Origin of the sequence: Natrialba asiatica DSM 12278 (assembly GCF_000337555.1) — an archaeon.
In the GTDB taxonomy this organism is placed as follows: Archaea; Halobacteriota; Halobacteria; order Halobacteriales; family Natrialbaceae; genus Natrialba; species Natrialba asiatica.
Window position 1 is genome coordinate 1 of sequence record NZ_AOIO01000020.1, and the last position, 19,091, is coordinate 19,091.

The 19,091-nt window shown below is 62.1% G+C and carries 19 protein-coding genes; 7 read left to right on the top strand and 12 right to left on the bottom strand.

The window, feature by feature from the left end; translation table 11 throughout:
- Positions 1-285: 285 nt before the first annotated feature.
- Entirely contained in the window at positions 286-2,250 is a 1,965-nt protein-coding gene (gene thrS / locus C481_RS06090) for a threonine--tRNA ligase (protein WP_006108267.1), read from the top strand.
- A gap of 83 nt (positions 2,251-2,333) precedes the next feature.
- Here the strand turns inward: thrS and C481_RS06095 are convergent, their stop codons facing one another.
- A complete protein-coding gene (locus C481_RS06095) occupies positions 2,334-2,948 on the bottom strand; it encodes a methyltransferase family protein (protein WP_006108268.1) in 615 nt (204 codons plus the stop codon).
- Positions 2,949-3,174: 226 nt separating this feature from the next.
- Between C481_RS06095 and C481_RS06100 the strand changes: the two genes are divergently transcribed.
- Together C481_RS06100 and C481_RS06105 are read left to right on the top strand one after the other, a co-directional pair.
- A complete protein-coding gene (locus C481_RS06100) occupies positions 3,175-3,879 on the top strand; it encodes a helix-turn-helix domain-containing protein (protein ID WP_006108269.1) in 705 nt (234 codons plus the stop codon).
- Between the two features lie 86 nt (positions 3,880-3,965).
- A complete protein-coding gene (locus C481_RS06105) occupies positions 3,966-4,676 on the top strand; it encodes a phosphoribosyltransferase family protein (protein ID WP_006108270.1) in 711 nt (236 codons plus the stop codon).
- Positions 4,677-4,895: 219 nt separating this feature from the next.
- Here the strand turns inward: C481_RS06105 and C481_RS06110 are convergent, their stop codons facing one another.
- From C481_RS06110 to C481_RS22125, 8 genes are all read right to left on the bottom strand, one after another.
- Positions 4,896-5,330 (bottom strand): universal stress protein, encoded by a 435-nt coding sequence (locus tag C481_RS06110; protein WP_006824808.1) that lies wholly within the window; start codon positions 5,328-5,330, stop codon positions 4,896-4,898.
- A gap of 186 nt (positions 5,331-5,516) precedes the next feature.
- Positions 5,517-6,107, bottom strand: a complete 591-nt coding sequence (locus C481_RS06115; protein ID WP_006108273.1) for a 50S ribosomal protein L15e — start codon at positions 6,105-6,107, stop codon at positions 5,517-5,519.
- 191 nt (positions 6,108-6,298) lie between these two features.
- Positions 6,299-6,493: a hypothetical protein gene (locus C481_RS06120; RefSeq protein WP_006108275.1), complete on the bottom strand. Its 195-nt coding sequence runs from the start codon at positions 6,491-6,493 to the stop codon at positions 6,299-6,301.
- A 651-nt stretch (positions 6,494-7,144) separates the two neighbouring features.
- Positions 7,145-8,047 carry a serine/threonine-protein kinase RIO2 gene (locus tag C481_RS06125; RefSeq protein WP_006108276.1) on the bottom strand — a complete coding sequence of 301 codons (903 nt, stop codon included), beginning with the start codon at positions 8,045-8,047 and terminating at the stop codon, positions 7,145-7,147.
- 282 nt (positions 8,048-8,329) lie between these two features.
- A complete protein-coding gene (locus C481_RS06130; RefSeq protein ID WP_006108278.1) occupies positions 8,330-8,788 on the bottom strand; it encodes a response regulator in 459 nt (152 codons plus the stop codon).
- Between the two features lie 72 nt (positions 8,789-8,860).
- A complete protein-coding gene (locus C481_RS06135) occupies positions 8,861-9,067 on the bottom strand; it encodes a DUF2196 domain-containing protein (protein ID WP_006108279.1) in 207 nt (68 codons plus the stop codon).
- Positions 9,068-9,211: 144 nt separating this feature from the next.
- On the bottom strand, positions 9,212-9,664 hold the full coding sequence (msrB, locus tag C481_RS06140; protein ID WP_006108281.1) for a peptide-methionine (R)-S-oxide reductase MsrB: 453 nt from the start codon (positions 9,662-9,664) through the stop codon (positions 9,212-9,214).
- 132 nt (positions 9,665-9,796) lie between these two features.
- Entirely contained in the window at positions 9,797-9,958 is a 162-nt protein-coding gene (locus tag C481_RS22125; RefSeq protein WP_006108282.1) for a hypothetical protein, read from the bottom strand.
- A 305-nt stretch (positions 9,959-10,263) separates the two neighbouring features.
- Here C481_RS22125 and C481_RS06145 point away from each other — a divergent pair, with 305 nt between their 5' ends.
- From C481_RS06145 to C481_RS06155, 3 genes are all read left to right on the top strand, one after another.
- Positions 10,264-10,692 (top strand): cupredoxin domain-containing protein, encoded by a 429-nt coding sequence (locus C481_RS06145; RefSeq protein WP_006108283.1) that lies wholly within the window; start codon positions 10,264-10,266, stop codon positions 10,690-10,692.
- A gap of 148 nt (positions 10,693-10,840) precedes the next feature.
- Positions 10,841-12,130, top strand: coding sequence for an ornithine cyclodeaminase (locus tag C481_RS06150; RefSeq protein ID WP_006108286.1), 1,290 nt, complete (start codon positions 10,841-10,843; stop codon positions 12,128-12,130).
- A 165-nt stretch (positions 12,131-12,295) separates the two neighbouring features.
- A complete protein-coding gene (locus tag C481_RS06155; RefSeq protein ID WP_006108287.1) occupies positions 12,296-13,246 on the top strand; it encodes a phytoene/squalene synthase family protein in 951 nt (316 codons plus the stop codon).
- Positions 13,247-13,557: 311 nt separating this feature from the next.
- Here the strand turns inward: C481_RS06155 and cruF are convergent, their stop codons facing one another.
- The 3 genes from cruF to C481_RS06175 are packed head-to-tail and all read right to left on the bottom strand — an operon-like array spanning position 13,558 to position 17,064.
- Positions 13,558-14,592: a bisanhydrobacterioruberin hydratase gene (gene cruF / locus C481_RS06165; protein WP_006108290.1), complete on the bottom strand. Its 1,035-nt coding sequence runs from the start codon at positions 14,590-14,592 to the stop codon at positions 13,558-13,560.
- The gene (locus C481_RS06170) at positions 14,585-15,559 is read right to left on the bottom strand and encodes a prenyltransferase (RefSeq protein WP_006108292.1); all 975 of its coding nucleotides are present in this window, start codon (positions 15,557-15,559) and stop codon (positions 14,585-14,587) included. Before C481_RS06170 ends, cruF begins: the two co-directional genes overlap by 8 nt.
- Positions 15,556-17,064: a phytoene desaturase family protein gene (locus C481_RS06175; protein ID WP_006108294.1), complete on the bottom strand. Its 1,509-nt coding sequence runs from the start codon at positions 17,062-17,064 to the stop codon at positions 15,556-15,558. The genes C481_RS06170 and C481_RS06175 overlap by 4 nt, the downstream gene beginning before the upstream one ends.
- 95 nt (positions 17,065-17,159) lie before the next feature.
- Between C481_RS06175 and C481_RS06180 the strand changes: the two genes are divergently transcribed.
- A complete protein-coding gene (locus tag C481_RS06180; RefSeq protein WP_006108296.1) occupies positions 17,160-19,091 on the top strand; it encodes a formate/nitrite transporter family protein in 1,932 nt (643 codons plus the stop codon).

Below are 19,091 nucleotides of genomic sequence, written 5' to 3' on the forward strand. Positions count from 1 at the left end.
ATCCTCCGCTGTCCGGGCTGACCCGGAAGCGAGCACCCACCCCCGAGTTCGTTCGTTACCGGTTCACGCCCCATCACAATTCTTTTATTCAGGTACGGGCTATCCGTAGCCACGATGGTAGGTGTCCGCTTTACACGCCGGGCTTGCGCCCGCTTCTAACTCCCACCTACCGTTCGCTGTGTCGGCGTCGTTCGGCCAGCAAACGGTGACGATAGTTCGCCCGGCGACGGACACGCCACCGGCGTTTTCACAGCGCTCGTACCAACAGTAGCCACACCGACACCCATGTCAGAATCAGAACCAGAATCAGAAGCAGATCCCGACGCAGAAGGAATCGTAGTCGTCCTCCCCGACGGCTCAGAACTCGCAGTCGACGCCGATGCAACCGTCGAAGACTGCGCCTACGAAATCGGCCCCGGCCTCGGCCGCGACACCGTCGCCGGCAAACTCGACGGCGACCTCGTCGCCAAGGAAGAACCCGCCTACGACGGCGCTGAACTCGAGATCATCACGGACCAGTCCGACGAGTTCGTCCGCGTCATGCGCCACTCCGCGTCCCACTGTCTCGCCCAGGCGGTCGAACGCCACTACGACGACGTGGACCTCGCCATCGGCCCGCCGACGGACGAGGGCTTTTACTACGACTTCGACAACCTCGATATCGACGAGGACGACCTCCCCGAACTCGAGGCGGAGATGGAGGCCATCATCGACGACGACTACGAGATCGAACGCGAGGAGGTTTCGATCGAAGACGCCGAAGAGCGACTCGCCGACGAGCCGTACAAACTCGAACTGCTCGAGGAGTTGGCCGAGGAGTCAGACACCGTGACGTTCTACAGCCAGGGCGAGTGGGAGGACCTCTGTGCCGGCCCGCACGTCGACTCGACGGGCGAGATCGGTGCGGTGAAACTGCTCGAGATCGCGGGTGCTTACTGGCGCGGCGACGAGGAAAACACGATGCAAACGCGCATCTACGGCACGGCCTTCGAGGACGAGAGCGACCTCGAAGCGTTCCTCGAACGAAAGGAAGAAGCCGAAGAGCGAGACCACCGCAAGATCGGCAACGAGATGAACCTGTTCTCGATCCAGGACGTGACCGGTCCCGGCCTCCCCCTGTATCACCCGCCGGGGAAGACGATCCTGAAAGAACTCGAGGACTTCGTCGAGGCCTTAAACCAGGACGCCGGCTACGACTACGTCGAGACGCCCCACGTCTTCAAGACGGATCTCTGGCACCGCTCGGGCCACTACGAGAACTACCAGGACGATATGTTCGTCTTCGACGTCGGCGACGACGAGTTCGGCCTGAAGCCGATGAACTGTCCCGGCCACGCCGCCATCTTCCAGGACCAGTCCTGGAGCTACCGCGACCTGCCGATCCGGTACGCCGAGAACGGCAAGGTCTACCGCAAGGAACAGCGCGGTGAACTCTCTGGGCTTTCGCGGGTCTGGGCGTTCACGATCGACGACGGTCACCTGTTCGTCAGACCGGATCAGATCGAGGAGGAGGTCGAGCGGATCATCGAGATGATCTTCACCGTCCTCGAGACGTTCGATCTCGACTACGAGGTGTCGCTGGCGACGCGGCCCGAGAAGAGCGTCGGCAGCGACGAGATCTGGGAGCGAGCCGAATCGACGCTCGAGTCCGTTCTCGAGGAGTCGAAGATGGACTACGAGATCGAGGCGGGCGACGGCGCGTTCTACGGGCCGAAGATCGACTTCGGGTTCGAGGACGCGATCGGGCGCGTCTGGGACGGGCCGACGGTCCAGTTGGACTTCAACATGCCGGAGCGGTTCGACCTCTCCTACGTCGGCGAGGACAACGAGGAGCACCGGCCGGTGATGATCCACCGCGGTATCTACGGCAGCTACGAACGGTTCTTCATGGTGCTCATCGAGCACTACGAGGGTAAGTTCCCGTTCTGGCTCGCGCCCGAGCAGGTTCGCGTGCTGCCTATTTCGGACGACAACCTCGGTTACGCCCATCAGGTCGCAAACGAGTTCGACGCGTTCCGCGTCGAGGTCGACGACCGGGATTCGACGCTCGAACGGAAGATCCGCGCGGCCCACGACGACCGGGTTCCCTACCAGATCATCGTCGGCGACAACGAGGAGGAAGACGAGACCATCGCGGTTCGGGACCGCTTCGAGGACCAGGAGTACGACGTCGAGATCGACGCGTTCCGCGAGCATCTGGACGCCGAACGCGACGAAAAGCGGACGGAGCCGGACTTTTTGCAGGACTAACGGCTGTCGTCTGCTGTCCGCTGTCTGCTGTCCATCATCTGTCTCCCATCTGTAATCTACCGTCTGCCGTAACCGGTACGTCGTTAGTCTCCTGCGGACGGGCTACTCTCTCGACCACCGGTGAGCGCGCGAACCGTCCGCGTGCCGACGAACCGCGGCGTTCGAGCTGCATAGTGGGTGTAGGCGTCGCCGTACTCCTCGCGTAGCCACGGCTCTTCGGCGATCGGCAGCACGAGCCACCAGCCGAGATAGACCGTACAGATCGCAGCGACCAACGTCGAGTTCGCAACCAGCGCGAAGCCGACGGTTGCGACGATGTAGCCGACGTACTGCGGGTTCCGAGAGTAGCGGTACCAGCCGCCGGTTCGCAGTTCGCCCTCGAGTCCCTTCGTTTCCTCGACGCCGAGGTCCAGACCGGCCGCGATGGCGACGGCGTACCCCGCGACGAACAGCGCCGCGCCGACGGCGAGCGAGGGAACTCGCGGCAGTCCGAGGCTGTTCCAGTCCAGATAGACGAGCGCAAGCATCACACCATTGAGCGCGTGCGACAGACCCCAGTGGACGTAGTACTGCCAGCTTCGCTCGCCCGGCGGCCAGTAGTTCGCGAACCCGAGCGCGCTGGCGACGACCCCTGCCAGATTGCTCAGACTAACGGCGAGTCCGACTACGAATACCGCGGCAGTCACCGTCTCACTCATCGGTGACCCTCCAGTTCCCTCAATTTACACTTGTGTCCGTGTTGCCCTCTCCTGCGGTCGAGTTGCGTCCTCGTCACGAGTTCAGGTCGCCTGCAGTGGGCACATTCAGTTCGGTGGCGTTGTCGGCAGTGCATATCGGATAGTCGTCGCTTGTACCCCCTGTGCGTTTTCGCGGACGGACTAGCGAATTTATATGTGCGCGCCAGCCAGTCGTCACGAAGAAGCGATGAAGTACCTCGATGTCCGGCTGTCCCAACCCGACTGGATGCTCCATCCGATGCAGCGATTTATCCGCGATGGCGAGGCAGTTCGGTACGAGGAACTTCGCGCCTGGAACATCGCCGGTGCCGAGGGCGTCGAATACGAACTGTTCTACGCCGACGCCGACCGCGAACCCTACGAGGCCGCACTCGAGCAGGCCGACTCGGTCCGCTGGTACGATCTTACGCCGGTCGACGACGACTCGTTTTATCTCTACCTCTGTCAGGAAACCCGCGAGGAGGATATCCGCTGGCGCGAGGCGTTTACGACCCTGAATCTCGTCGTCGTTCCGCCAATCGTCTACGATTCCACAGCCGCCTTCGCGATGACCATCGTCGGAACCGGCGAAAACCTCCAGGCGATGATCGATGGGCTTCCCGACGAGATCGACGTTACCGTCCGCCAGATTGGGGAGTACAACCGCCGATACGCGCCACTGACCGGCGATCTCACCGATCGGCAACTCGAGGCCGTCGCCACCGCAGCCGACATCGGCTACTTCGACGTTCCTCGCGACGCCGGCGTGGACGACGTTGCGGCCGAACTCGACTGTGCATCGAGTACCGCTGCAACGCTTCTGCAGAAAGCACAGTCCCGCGTGATGCGCCGGCTGGCTCGACGCGACGGCCATCGTCACGACGGCATCACGTCGACGGTCCAGTCGAACTAACCGCTGATCGCACTACCCACATACGTGGGATGTCCCTGCAGCACGGAGATCGAAATCCACATACTTGCGGAATCGTGCATACCAGTATGAACAGAGCAGAAAAGGCTGCCCTCCAGTTGCGGGCCGTCGACGTACTGCGGATGCTGAAGGAGACGCGAACCTACGACGAACTCGCCGAGACGACCGGGCTTCCGGCCGGCGACCTCAATCGCTACGTCAACGGCCACGTTCTTCCCGGCACCGAACGCGCTCGTGAAGTCGTCGAAGATATCGGCCGCGAGGCCCTCGCCGCCGAACTCGATGCGCGCATTCGCGTCGACGACGAGGGCTACGTCGACAACTCCGGCACCGTCTTCGATCAATCGTTTCTGGACCTCGTCGCACCAGTCGTCGCGAACGCCTTCGAGTTCGATCGGCCGGATGTCGTCCTGACCGCCGCAACGGACGGAATCACGCTCGCCGCGTCGCTCGCGAGTTACTACGGCACGCGGTGTGCCTACGCGAAAAAGAGCAAAGAGACCGCAGTCGAGGAGTTCATCGAGGCGCGCCAGCGCCTACAGTCGGGCATCGAACTCACCTACTACCTCCCCGCCGCGGCTATCGACGCCGGCGAGTCGGTGCTGGTCGTCGACGACCTCATCCGCTCGGGTGAGACACAGGAACTCTTGCTCGATATCGTCGGGACGTCCGAAGCGGAGGTCGCCGGCGTTTTCGCGCTCATCGCCGCCGGCGAGGACGGGATTCACCGCGCTCGCGACCGGACGGATGCACCGGTTGGCTCGCTAACCTCGGTCTAGCTGTTCTCCACGGCAGGCACACCTCCCGAGCGGATCGCGCCGACCGCCCAGTTTGGAGGGACTGCTGATCGATGGGTGATGGCGGCCACTCACACCTCTAGTAGGTCTCGATGCTGCCGAAGATCCATCTCGTCGTTCTGTCTGTGTCGTGTCCGTCTGTGTTCATGACGAAACCGCACCAGCGGCGGTATTGCAGCCAGCGGTGGGCGACCCGGGTCGCTATCGAACGATCGTCACCGGAACCGAAGAGCGCCGGGCGACGTTTTCCGCTACGCTTCCCAGCAAGATTCGACTCGCGCCCGTCCGGCCGTGACTCCCGATCGTGATGTGATCGACATCGTGTTCGTCCGCGTACGTGACGATCGATCGCGAGATGCCGCCGACGACGCGGTCCGTCTCGATTTCGCAGCCGAACTCGGCCGCCTCCTCGCGCGTCTGCTCGAGTAGCGCATCGGCTCGCTGTTCGTGCTGGGTCTGAATCTCCTCGTAATTTGCCACCGCGCCGCCCTCGATTCCCGTCGCCGCGTAGAAGTCGCCCGGATCGATGACGTGTAACGCCGTGATCGTCGCGTCCGGGTACTCCCGGCAGGTGAACTCGAGCGCGTCAGTTGAACGGTCCGAGTCGTCGACCGGGACGAGAACGTGACGTGGCATGCCTTCCGCTACGACGAGCATCGAGTTAAGTTTCAGCCCGTCATACTGGTGCCGTCGCGTCGGTCTCCTCGCTTGGACGCGTACGGTGGTCGAATGAGGTGCATCGAAACGGCATCGGCTCGCCGAGAAGCGTCACGAGAGAACATGAATCGACGCCGCCGAGTGCGGCGAGTCTGTGCGTGCCGATTACTTCGCGCGGCCCTGTCCGCCGGTGTTCGACGGACGGACCTTCTCGGCACCCTTGCCGCGGTTGTTGAGACCGCGGTTGTCCTTGCCCGCGTTGGTGAGACCGCGGAAAGCACGGTTCGTGTGGGAGTCGTCACAGATCCAGTTGAGATCGTCGTCGTTCTCGATTGCGGGGTGGTTCGGATCGACGAGGATCACTTCGAACCACTTCTGACTGCCGTCTTCACCGACCCAGTAGCTGTTGAGCACGCGCATGTTGGGGTACTTTCGAGAGACGCGCTCTTCGCCGATGCGCTGGATGTTCTTGCGCCGTCCGATGCGGTTGACACCCTGGCGCTTGGAGCGACGACCGGCCGTAAAGCGCTGCTTGCGGGCGGTCCCTTTGCGAACCGACACGCGGGTCATGATGATACCCTGCTTTGCCTTGTAGCCGAGTTCACGGGCCTTGTCGAGCCGCGTTGGCCGTTCGATGCGCTCGATTGCGCCCTGATCGCGCCACTCTTGCTTTCGCTGCCATTGCAGTTCCCCGAGTTTACCGTCGTCGGGGTCCTTCCACGCGTCCTTGATGTGGGAATAGAAGCTCTTTGCCATTGTATTCACCGCGGGCGGTGATGGTTCAACCCGGCGAGGACGATTCCCCGCGGATCACATTCCGTCCTGTGGCGGCGTCGTGCCGGACAGGTGCCCGCTGGTGCCCGCGGCCCAGCGAGTTATGGTACTCTATCCAATTCCCGAGTATAAGGGCTTCGAAGCGTTTCGAGTGTAACGAGCCCGTTGCCCCGTCAGGTTTGCTCGATCACGTCGTACTCTTGGGAGAGGTCGTACCACAGTTGGTTGATCGACTGCATCGATTCGAGTTCGTCCAGCCGATCGTGGAGCTGTTCGGCCTCTTCTTCGGAGGCCGTTCCCACGTACACCGCCTCGTCGATGATCGTTTCGAGCACATCCTTCTGATACTCGAGTGCTGTCTCGGACATCCTGATTACTGCCATGCGATTAGTCCTGATAGCTATAGACTGCACTAGGATCGTTGCTCGCTGGATAACGTCCAGCTAATCGGGACGAACGGCAAGAAGATACGTCACGCTCGACCGCTTAACCTGGACCTGCGTCCCGCGTTCCTCGCACGGACGCTCCCACTCCTGGAACCGTCTTCCACACTGTGCAGTCGCAGTTTGCGTGAGACGAACAGTTGTATACACGAAACGGGTCGCGGATCGGCAGCCAGATTGTCGCTGCTGGCCGTTCTCCATCCGGCACGCGTCGGTTCTCGCGATCGTGATGAACCCCTAACAGCTCGTCGAAAGGTGTGATGGCGTTTGTCATCGCCCCCGATGGCCGTCTCTCACGGAACGGACCAATTCGGCAGGCTCGTCCGCGGACGAATCGACGGGCGGTGTCGCGACTGGACGGCGATTCCACCGGCGTGGGAGCGACGGGTTTTGTCGGCGGAATCGGCCTCCCCGCGATCCCGTCACGCGTGATACGACATCCCCTTCAAGACTGCACACGATCCTCGTCCGACTGTCTCTCCGGCCCGGTTGTCGTACTCCGGTGACTACCGGCACTATCCAAACCGAGTTAAAGCGAGCCTCAGCGACCGGAACCGAACGCTGAGAGAGTCAGCGCTACTCGCGAATCGTCTCGAACGACCCCGAAGCGATCTCCGCTGCCACCGCGTCGCTGTCGAGTTCATCCGAAACCTGCTGTGGGTACTTTCGACGGAAGTACCCCACGGCGTTCTGAAGATCTCGTCGGAGGAACTCGTCGGCGTTTTCGTGATCGGTCGGGACGGCCTGCGGCCAGTCGAAGATAGTGACGCCGTCTTCGTCGAGAAAGACGTTGTACTCGCTCATGTCCGCATGGACGTAGCCGGTTTCGTACGCGCGAGCGATTTCGGAGATGAGCAGATCGAGGACGCCAAGAACCTGGTCGGCTTCGAGTTTCGTCCGCGAAAGTTCGACGCCGTCCATCTTTTCCATGACGATGGCGTGGCGATTCTGGTCGATCGGTTGGGGAACCGCAACGTCCGGGTAGAGGTCTTCGAGGATGTCGTGTTCGCGTTCGGCGGCCTTTCGAGCGGTGTACATCCAGGAGACGTGTTCGTTGTCCGAGGTGTAATCGCGTTCCTTGTGGACCTCTCGAAAGTTCGTATACCCCTCACGGTGATATTTCAACGCGAGAGGCTTGTACGACCGAACTTCGTACACGTCGCTTTCCTTGCCGACGCCGAGCGGTGAGCCGAACTCCGAGATCGTATCGCGCTCGACGAGCGCTCGGAGTGCGAGGGTGTCGTACCCCTCGAACTGGAGGGTGTATCCCTCGTACTGGATGGTTTTTTTCTCGATGAGGCCACGTTTGAGACACCGTTCGAGTCGGTACGTTACTTCTTCGTCGGTCAGGCTGGCGAATTTCGGGAGTTTCTCGCGTTGTACCCACTCGGAGAAGCGCATTCCCTGTTCGACCCCCGAAAGGAGATAGAAATCCTGCTCTTCGAGTTCCGGCAGTAATTCGGCGACGTTCCGCACCATGGACCGGGATACCCGCCGTGCACGTAAAAACGTCGTGACGCTGGTTTGGGTTGGGTGGTTCGACGCGTGTTGTGCTTTTACGAGAGCTGGTTCGTGTTGGTGCCGTCTGTGCGGTCAGTCGCAAGCGAATCTGTGGTTTCTGACGCTCAGTAAACAGGATCGGTATAACTCGTATAGGGGGATACAGAACCGGATTCAGGAACCGCCCTAACTGTGCGTAAAACGATCTCGCTCATCACGGATCGTTCTCAAAGACCCGTATAACGCGTTTCAGTAGCAGACTCACTCCTCCGATGATGGCTCTTGAACGATTGCAAACCACAGGTTCTCGATCTCCTGCACGAAGTTGACGAAGTCTTCCGCTTCAACTGGCTTTTGGACGTACTGATCCGCATCAAAGCCGTGTGACTTGACGATGTCTTCGCCTATCTCCGAACTCGTTAGAGCGACAACGGGAATCTCCTGGAGTGCGGGCTCGTTATTCAGCTCAGACAATACGTCCATACCGCTTTTGCCGGGTAACTTCGGCTCGAGGAGGATCAGATCCGGACGTGGTTTCGCTGCGTACTCGCCGCGTTGATTGACGAAATCAAGGGCAGCGTCACCATCGCTGATGGTGTACAGTTCGTTCTTGAGTTTCGCGTCTTTGAAGGATTCTGTGAACAGACGCGTATCACCGGGATTCGGTTCGATCAGTAAAATGGTGATCTGATTGCCTCCCTGCTCGTCGTCTGGAGTCATTACGGAGTATTCTGAGCGGAAGTTTATAACAGCGAGGTCACCAGTTCTGATTACTCTCTCCGCCTATCCGTTTCACCTGTCGTGGACGATCGACTGAACGTGACCGACGACACCGCTTTTCAATTCGACGGTCGGACCGGCGGGATCATCCTCGTAGACGGTTCCGACTTCACCGATGATCGGTTCTTGATCTTCCGATTCGACATCCTGGTCGCCCTGAATGATCTCAACAGTGAGCCCCTGGCGCAGTTCTTCCGCGGTTGGTCGTTCATTGGACATGGTCGATAGTGCGACAGGAAATTCGAAAAGGATGCTGCCTGCACTCGCGTCGTGCGCGCTGACCGTCTTCAGACGGATTGTGTCCACCCCTCCATCAGTTCTACGGACCGCTTTCAGTTGCGGTTTCGATCTTGGTCGCCGTTCTCAGTCGCGGTCGGCAGTATCGTCGTCTTCGAAGTCGAGTGCGGCGGAGTTGATACAGTATCGCTTACCGGTCGGTTCCGGCCCGTCCTCGAAGACGTGACCGAGATGACCTCCGCAGTTGGCACACAGGACTTCTGTGCGGCGCATTCCGTGACTGTCGTCCGATCGCGTCTCGATTCGATCGTCGTCAACATCGTAGAAACTTGGCCAGCCACAGCCGGAGTCAAACTTCGTGTCTCCATCGAAGAGTGCAGCGCCACAGCCGGCACATTCGTAGCTGCCGTCTGCCTTGTGATCGACGTACTCACCGCTGAAGGGGGCTTCGGTGCCGGCTTCGCGGAGGATGCGGTATTCTTCGTCGTCGAGTTCAGCGCGCCACTCGGCATCGGTTTCGGGGACGTCAGCCTGAGTTTCGGAGCCGGCTGTCCGTTCCCGGCTGGAATCGTCACTCATGAATCTAGAAAGGGGAGAGAGGACAAAGAGTCTGTTGTGATGCCGGCTGTTGTGTCGCGCCGAAGAGTGCGTCGGGTGATACCACAGCCCGGTTGCGTGCCACGTCGAGTGCGAGAGAGCGTTTGACCTGCGCTATCGACTCGTGATCACGTCCGTGCTCTCACAGATCGGACACTGCGTCATTCGACCGAGTTTCGGAACCTCGATTCGAAGCCACTGTTCGTCACCACCGGGCGCTTCGAAGCCGCAGTTGCGACACCGAGATTGTCCGCGAGTGGTTGATGTACCGGCCATATGAGAGACTATGATAAAAGCGACCATATAAGTTAGTACCAGAAAGGAATTTGATATTTGTCGGGGACGCGACCGAGCTGGAGCGACGGGCTACTTCCGTCCGCGCAGGGCTATCGAACGGTCCGCGGTGGCTACGCGACGATCTGCTTCGTCCGTTTCATCGTCGGTACTTTCTTTCGTGATGGACGGCGGTCGCGCTGTAGCGGGTCGCGTTTCGTATCGTCCCGTCGATACCACTAGCGACGGACTCAGTCCAGTAATCGTGATGAATGATTTAAGTACGTCGTCGTAGCCAGACGAATCTGATGGTACGAGACACGACACGGCGGCGAGTCCTTCAACTGACCGGCGGGGCACTTCTAATCGGGTTTGGAAGCGCGTCTGCAAGCGCACAAGACGATGAAGTCATCGAGCCCGAGACGCGAATCGAACTCGATGCACAGACCTCGGGCTGGGTCGGTATCGAACCCGAAGCGATCGCAGACGAAGACAATCCGACGCTGACGCTCCAGGAGGACGAAACGTACGAGATCGGCTGGGAAGAAGGCGACGGCGCGTCCCACAATATCGAACTCGTCGACGAGAACGACGAAGTAGTCGACGACTACGAGACCGAAGAGGCGACCGAAGGGGGCGAGGATCAGTTCATCGAGTTCGACGCGACCGACGAGATCGTCGAGTACGTCTGCCGAGTGCATCCGAACACGATGCGCGGCGAAATCGAGATCGAGTAGCCGGCACGCACAATCGGAACCAGCGAATCGATTTGTTTCGACCGTCGAAGCGCCAGACGTTGCTTTCGACTCTCGTCGTCCGCCGAACCGTTGATAGTGCCGACCGAAGACACACACCTTGACGGTCTTCGGTCGCCAACCCACACCAATGACAGTTTCCCAGACCGTCGAACTCGAGGGTCACATTATCGACTCGGGGTCGATGGGCCATTGTTTCGGTGCCGTCATGGAGATGGGCGGCGAGTTCGAAGTCGAGGAGTTCGAGGTCGGCCGCCACAAACACGACGAGACGTACTGCCGGATGGAGGTCACCGCCGAGAGCCACGCGGACCTCCGGGCGATCCTGCACGAACTTAACCAGCAGGGGGCGACCGTCGCCGATCCGCGGGACGCGACGATAGAACCCGCTCCGGGCGATCAGGTCGTCCCGGTTGACTTCTACTCGACGACGAACCACCCGACGTACGTCCGCGTCGACGGCGACTGGGTGGCGGTCGAGGATATCGAGATGGACTGCGCGTTGATCGTCGAACGGGATGGCGATAGCGTAGCCGATGCAAACGACGCGAACGAGGGCGACCAGAACGAACCCCGCGTCACCACGAAAGTACTGAACGCCGTCGAAGAAGGCGACCTCGTCGTCACCGGCGAAACCGGCATCAGGGTCGAACCCCCCGAACGCCCCCGCAACGGCGGCGGTTCTTTCGGCTTCATGCAAGGCGGCGTCTCCAGCGAGCGCCCCTCCGAGTCGCTGATCGAGGAAATCGCCGACGAAATGCGCGACGTCCGCGAGAACGACGGCACCGTCCTCGCCGTCTGCGGCCCCGCAATCGTCCACTCCGGCGGTCGAGACGCCCTCGCCGAACTCGTCCGAGAGGGGTACGTCGACGCGATCAGTGCCGGCAACGGGTTCGCCGTCCACGACTTAGAACGGGACCTCTACGGCACCTCGCTGGGTGTCGACACCGAGAGCCTCGAACACCCGCGAAAGGGACACAAGCACCACATCTACACGATCAGCGAAATCGTCCGCCACGGCAGCATTCCGGAGGCCGTCGACGCCGGCGCCGTCGACGAGGGCGTGATGTACGAGTGCGTCAGCAACGACGTTCCCTACGTGCTCGCCGGGTCGATCCGCGACGACGGCCCGCTGCCGGATACGATCACGGACTCGATCGACGCACAAAACGCGATCCGCGAACAGGCCCAGGACGCTGACATCGTCCTCATGCTCGCAACCCTCCTCCACTCCGTCGCCGTCGGCAACTGTCTGCCCTCGACGACGAAGACCGTCTGCGTCGACATCAACCCCGCGACCGTCACGCAACTGCTCGACCGCGGCAGCGCCCAAGCGATCGGCATGGTCACCGACATCGGCGCGTTCATCCCGATGCTCGCGGACGAACTCTGCGAGTCGTCACGGCAGCACTCGGCGTGACTTTCTAGTCGGGACGATCACGCAGGCCAGCACAGACGACTCGAAACAGAGCGTCTCTCCACCGAAGAGTCGCCCGTACCGACCGCAGTCAGGGCGTGGTATTTTATACGATTCTGTAGTACGATGGCCATCTTTCAGCGACTAGCCGACCGGACACGAGCAAGAATGCACCGAAAACACATCGCCGCCAGCAAGGAACTCCAACGACGAACCGGGAAGACGTTCTATCTCGCAACCAAATTCCTTCCGCGACGAGTTCGTCACGCGACCCACGTCCTCTACGCCTTTTTCCGGCTCGGAGACGAAATCGTCGACGACGCAGACGACGTTCCGCCGGCCACCCAGCGCGCTGAACTCGAATCGCTTCGTGCGCAGGCGCTCGGCGAAACCGAGCCGGAAGGGCCCGTACTCGCCGCCTTCCGGAACCTTCGGGGACGGTACGACATCCCCGAATCGGAAATCGACCTGTTCATCGACGCGATGACGACCGATATCACGACTGCCCGGTACGAGACCGCCGCCGCACTCCACTCGTACATGCGCGGTTCGGCGGCGGCGGTCGGCGTGATGATGACTGCGATTATGGAACCGGAACTCGAAGCGATGGCGCGGCCACACGCCGTCAAACTCGGCGAGGCCCTCCAGATGACCAACTTTCTCCGAGACGTCCGCGAGGATATCGTCGAACGCAATCGGATCTATCTCCCGCAGGATACCCTCCGGAAACACGGTGTCTCGAACGAGCAACTCGAAGCTCTCGAGTTCAGCGAGTCGGTCGCCGCGGTGATGGCGGACGAACTCCAGCGAACGGAGGCGTTGTATCGGGAGGGTGTTGCCGGTATCCGATACCTACCGGCGGATTGCCAGTTTCCCGTGTTGCTGGCGGCCGTGCTCTACGCCGAATATCACGCGTGCATCCGCTCGCAGGGGTACGACGTGCTTTCGAGCGAGCCGTCGCTCTCGGCGACCCGTAAACTCCGGTGTCTCGTGCGGACGCGATGGCACTGGCAGTGGAACCGCGATCCGGAAGCGGTCTTTCGGCGCGCGTCGGCTGTTCCGCCGGTCACGACCGACTCGCACGGATCGAGTTACGGTGAGGGGACGCCGATGCGCTAATCCGAGGGACTGCTGGCAGCCGGTGCCAGTGCACCCGCGCCCCGTCCTGCGGCGTCCCGTGAGTGCGCCGGGAACTCGGTACAGCAGGCCGTACCGGCTGCCGTCGCAACACTCGTCCGACAGCGGAATCGAGTTCGACGCGGACCGCTTCGGAGACTGGTTTACCGGTGGACTGGATCGCGGTTTCGCTAGTCACAATCGGCGGGAGCGCGCTTTCGTTATTCAAAAGCTCGTGTGGAGCTCGCGGGAAGTTCCGATCGAGTAGTCACTCGGCGACGAATCAGTTGACATCTCCTTCAGCCGGGACCCCGCTAGTTCTTGCCGGTCGGCGCGATCGCCGTCCGAAACAGGTCGCTGTCGTACCGATCAGTCCCGAACAACCCGGTACAGATGAGACCGGCAACGGCCGCGGCAATCCAGTTGCCGTAGAGCACGTTGATCACCCCCCACAGCAACGCAAAGCTCACCAGGTCGTCCAGGATGAACTCGCACGACTGGATTCTCTCACGGAGCGTCTCGTGGTCGAATCCGAAATCGACGAGCACGACGGCGACAGCTCCCGAAAGCAGCCAGCCGGCGTAATTCGAGGCCGGGACCCCGTAGTACGCACCCGCCGGGATGAACTCCCAGAAGCCGATGGCAACGGCCGCGGGATCGAGGACGAGATCGATTGCGAGTATCGTGGCAACCGCTCCCGCCAGCCTGGCGAGCGGCGTCTCGAACCGGTTCTCGTAGTGGGAATCGAGTACCAGCACCGTTAGCAGGTAGGCGTCGAGTACCAGCGGAACGAAGAACAGCGGCAGTGCGAGTGGCACCTCGCCGGCGAGCATCGGCCCGAGTTCAATTGCGTACTCGAACGTCCCGTAGGGCCAGCCGGTCCGCAGGCCGACGAGCTCGATCGCGTAGGTGAAGGCGGTGAGCGCGCCGAGACAGCCGAGCGCTCGCCGGCCGAGCGTCGGGAGCACGCCGACGAGCAGCGGCGAACGCATGACGGCGGTGCCGACGAGCAAGAACAGGGGGTTGTACGCGAGCGGTGCGGGGAGGTGCCCGAGATCGCTCGCGACGAGCGTTATCGCGCCGACGATGGGGAAGACGACCGCGATGGTGAACCGGTTCTCCCGGACGCGGGTTTCGAGCCACCGCTGGAGGGCGGTCCCGGCGCTGTCGGCGTCGTCGGTCGACCGGCGTCGCCCCCGGCGGCTGAGTGCGGTTCGGCTCGTATCCTTATCTCCTCGACCCTGATTTTGCCCGCGGTCTCGATTTTGCTCTCGATTCCGGTCCTGATCCTGATCTTGGTCCCGGTCTCGATCGCTCCCGGCGCTCGGATCGGGTTCCGAGCTATCCATGGAGGACCCCCCGGAGGCCACCCATCGTCAGCACCGCGCCGACGGCCGCGTTGATCAGGGGGAACCACCAGTAGGCCCGGCGAACGTCGATTCGGGTCGTGGCGAGCACCGCGATGAGAGCGGGATAGACGAGCAGGACGAGACCGAGGCGAACGTCGAGCGAGCCGAACGCGGCGGCGCTCGCCAGCCAGCACGCGCCGCAGTAGACGGCTGTCCGCGTCTCGCCGAGGGCCGTCGCAGTCGTCCGAACACCCGCCTCGCGGTCGGGGACGATATCCGGGATCGCCGAGAAGGTGTGCATTCCCATCGCCCACACCCAGCCGCCGGCGACGGCGAGCAGGGGCGGTTGCGTTCCGGCGACGGCGGCGTAGGCCGCGGCTCCCGGCGCGACGTAGAGGCCGTTCGAAACCGAATCGAGCGGCGGCACCGTCTTGAATCGGATCGGCGGCGCACTGTAGGTCGTCCCGAGGACGAGAAACGCGACGAGCCAGGGCCACGCCGCGACCGGAAGCAGCGGAACGAAAAGCAGCGGGAGTGCTGCACAGAGTCCGACGACGACGGGAACGTACCGCCGGCCCCGATAGCGGGTCTCGCGCTCGTCCGCGTCTTTCTTCGGGTTTTCAGCGTCGATCTCGCGGTCGTAGATATCGTTGATCCCGTAGAGAAAGACGTTCGCCGGGACGAGGAAGTACGCGAAGAGGACGACGGCGGCGGGCGTGAACAGTTCGCTGACGGCGTCGGCGGCGTAGGCGACGCCCACCAGAACCGGCCCCGCGAGGTAGAGCCAAAACCGGGGCCGGGACAGCACGAGCACGTGAGACAGGCAATCGACGAGTGCAGGTCCGTCACCGGTGCGGGGCCGTCCGTCCCGAGGGGTGCGGACGGCGGGTCCGGCAGCGTCGCTATCGCTGCTGTCGTCGCTCGTCTCCCCGCCATTTCCTTGCCCAGTTGAACTCGAGTCGGTCATCGGTCATAGCGCGGATGAGGGCCGTCACCGTAGTCTGCGAGCATTGCGTCTGCCGTTAGTTCACCGCTGATGAGACACATCGGGACGCCGATACCGGGCGTCGTGTCCGCGCCCGTGAAGTAGAGTCCGTCGACGGCCTTCGAACGGTGTGGCGGACGCAGGAGGGCGGTCTGTCGGAGCGTGTGCGCCAGTCCGAGGGCAGTCCCATCGTAGCTGTTGTAGCGCGCGGCAAAGTCAGAGACGCAAAAGCGCTTCTCGAAGACGATCCGTTCGCGAACGTCCAGCCCGGTGTGTGCGGCGAGATCGGCAAGGATCGTCTCGCGATACTGCTCGCGGAATTCTGGCGTGTCGTCGAGTCCGGGTGCGATCGGAACCAGGACGAACAGCGCGCTATGGCCCGCTGGCGCGACCGTCTCGTCCGTCTGCGACGGGACGCAGACGTAATACGCGGGGTCGTCGGGCCACTGCGGGTTCTCAAAAATCTGCTCGAAGTGCTCTTCCCACTCCAACGGCAAGACGAGCGAGTGATGTGCGAGTTCGGGAACGTCCCCCTCGACGCCCAGGTAGAGGAGGAACGCGGACGGGGCGTAGGTTCTCGACTCCCAGTACTCGGACTCGTACTGTCGCTGTTCGGGCGCGAGCAGCTCCTGCTCGGTATGGGCGTAATCGGCGTTGCTGACGACCAGGTCCGACCGCAACGGCCCGTCGGGCGTCTCGACGAGGAAGGCACCTTCCCGTCCCTTGATCCGTGTCACCGGACGGTCCGTACTGAACTCGACGCCGAGTTCACGAGCGAGGTCGACGAGTGCGTCGATGACGGCACCGATGCCGCCGTCGGGATACCAGACGCCGAGGTTGAAATCGACGTGGCTCATCAGGTTGTAGATCGCGGGCGTGTTCGATGGTGATCCGCCGAGAAAGACGAGCGTGTACTGCATGAGTTGCTGCAGTTTTGGATGGTCGAAATAGTCCTCGACGTGGCCCTGCATCGATCCGAGAAGTGAGAGACCATGTGCGTGCTGGGCGACATCGGGGTCGATGTAGTCTCGAACTCGCGGCCGATCCTCGTAGACGAAGTGTTCCATGCCGATCTCGTAGTGGTGGCGAGCGGTCTCGAGATAACGTTCGAGCGCGTCGCCGGCACCCGTTTCGTAGGACTCGAAGATTTGTTTCGTCCGTTCTCTGTCGGGTGTCACGTCCACCTGGTCTCCGTCTTTGAAGAAGATCCGATAGTGCGGATCGAGGTGGGTGAGGTCGTAGTACTCGGCGGGCGTCCGGTCGAAGGCGGCGAAGAACCGTTCGAAGACGTCGGGCATCAGGTACCAGGACGGGCCCATATCGAATCGGAACCCGTCGCGTTCGAGCCGACTCGCGCGGCCGCCGAGTTGGTCGTTTTGCTCGACAACGTGAACTGACACGCCGGCATCGGCGAGATAACAGGCGGTCGAGAGACCGCCAACACCGGCTCCGACGACGATGGCTGTGGACCCGGCCGGGGACTGCATACGGGGGGTACTGCAAGTAGCGTGAAGAATGTGCACCCCGATTCCGGTGAGCGAAATACCAATGCCTTAGTTCGTCTGGGAGACTCGATCTAGTAATGGATACCTCTGAACACGAACACACGCCACCGCCTGGTAACGAGGACAGTTCGAGAGACGAGGACGACCGGCGCGACCGCGAGGCGAATGGGTCGGGTGCGGACCGTGGGACGGATCCCACGGTACCGGAAGTGACCACTACGGAACGCCAGGATGCGGTGCGGGACGCCGTCGAACGCTCGCGTAGCGGCGCGCCCGCGGTCGGTTCGGTCGTTCGCGATCGCTTCTCCGCGGACGAGGTCTTCCAGCGGATCGTCGCCGCCGCGGACGAGGAGGTCACGTCCGGAAACCGGGAACTGCTCTTCAGCGGGATCGCTGCGGGGTTTGCAATCACGATCACGTTCCTGTTGTACGCCTCGCTGTACGGTTCGACGGACGGCCATCCGATACTGAGCGCGCTGTTGTACCCGCTCGGGTTCATCTACATCATCATCGGCGGCTACCAACTCTACACCGAAAACACGCTCCCGCCGGTGGCGCTCACGCTCGAGCGCCTGACGAGCATTCCGGCGCTCTTTCGCCACTGGACGATCGTCCTCATCGGGAACTTCCTCGGTGCTATCATGGGCGCAGCGACGCTCGCATGGGGTGGTGTTTTCTCCGAGGACGCAGCCGAGGCTGCACTGTACCTTGGAAGACACGGCATCGAGACGCCTTGGTTCGACCTGTTTTTCAAGGCGGCCTTCGCGGGGCTGATCGTCGCCGGCGTCGTCTGGGTCACGTTCGCCTCCCGCGATACGATCTCTCGACTCGTCGTCGTCTACATGGCGTTCCTGGCGATTCCGATCGGAAACCTGTTTCACGTCGTCACCTCGTTCACCGAGATGTCCTACGCCGTCTTCGTCAGCAGCGATCTCGGCTTTTTCACCGGCCTGATCCACTTCGTCCTGCCGGTCCTGCTCGGCAACACCATCGGCGGGATTCTCCTCGTCACCGTCGTCAACTACTTCCAGACGAGCGAGGAGCGACTCAAATCCGCCCGCTTCGAGGGGATTAAACGCCGGCTGTCGTTCAAGGAGTGGGTGTTCGGCGGCCTCGTCGGTCGGTCGTACGTTCCCCTGATCGACACAGCCGACCGAACAGAGGAGGACGACGAGGGCTACCGCGTCCTCGTCCCGATCGCGAACCCGCGAACCGAATCGCGGCTCATCGACCTCGCCGCAACGCTCGCAGCACAGCGCGAGTCCGCGATCGTACACGTGGTCCACATCGTGCAAATCCCGGATCAGTCCAGCGGCACAAGACAGCGCGATCAGATCGTGTCCGAATCCGAAGCGTTACTGCGAGACGTCGGCGATGAGATCGACGACTACGACGTCGAGTTCGAGTACTCGACGATCGTCACGCACCGCTCGTTCGAGGAAATCTTCAACCTGGCCGAGAGCAAACGCAGCGACCTCGTCGTGATCGGTTGGGGCGTCAACGAACTCTGGGGCGCTGCGCGCGCCGAACGGCCGCTCAGCGAATTGACGAGACAGCTCCCCTGCGACTTCCTCGTCCTGAAAGACCGCGGACTGGATCCATCCAGGATCCTCCTGCCGACCGCCGGCGGGCCGGACTCGGACCTGAGCGCCGAGGTCGCCCGAACGTTCCGCGAAACGGGGGACGTCGACGTGACGCTCCTGCACGTCGTCGAGGGTCCCGAGAAGCGCCAGACCGGAGAACAGTTCCTCTCGGACTGGGCGGTCGACCACGGCCTGCAGGACGCAGAACTCGTGGTCGACGATTCGGGCGACGTCGAACGTGCGATCTGTCGTCACTCGAAAGAGCATTCGATGCTCCTCATCGGCGCAACGGAGCGTGGGCTCCTCTCGCGGCTACTCACCGGATCGCTCCACTTCGATGTGGTCAACGAAGTCGACTGCTCGGTGATTCTCGCAGAACGACCGAGCGGCCGCTCGCTCGCCAAGCGGCTCTTCGGCTGGAAGTAA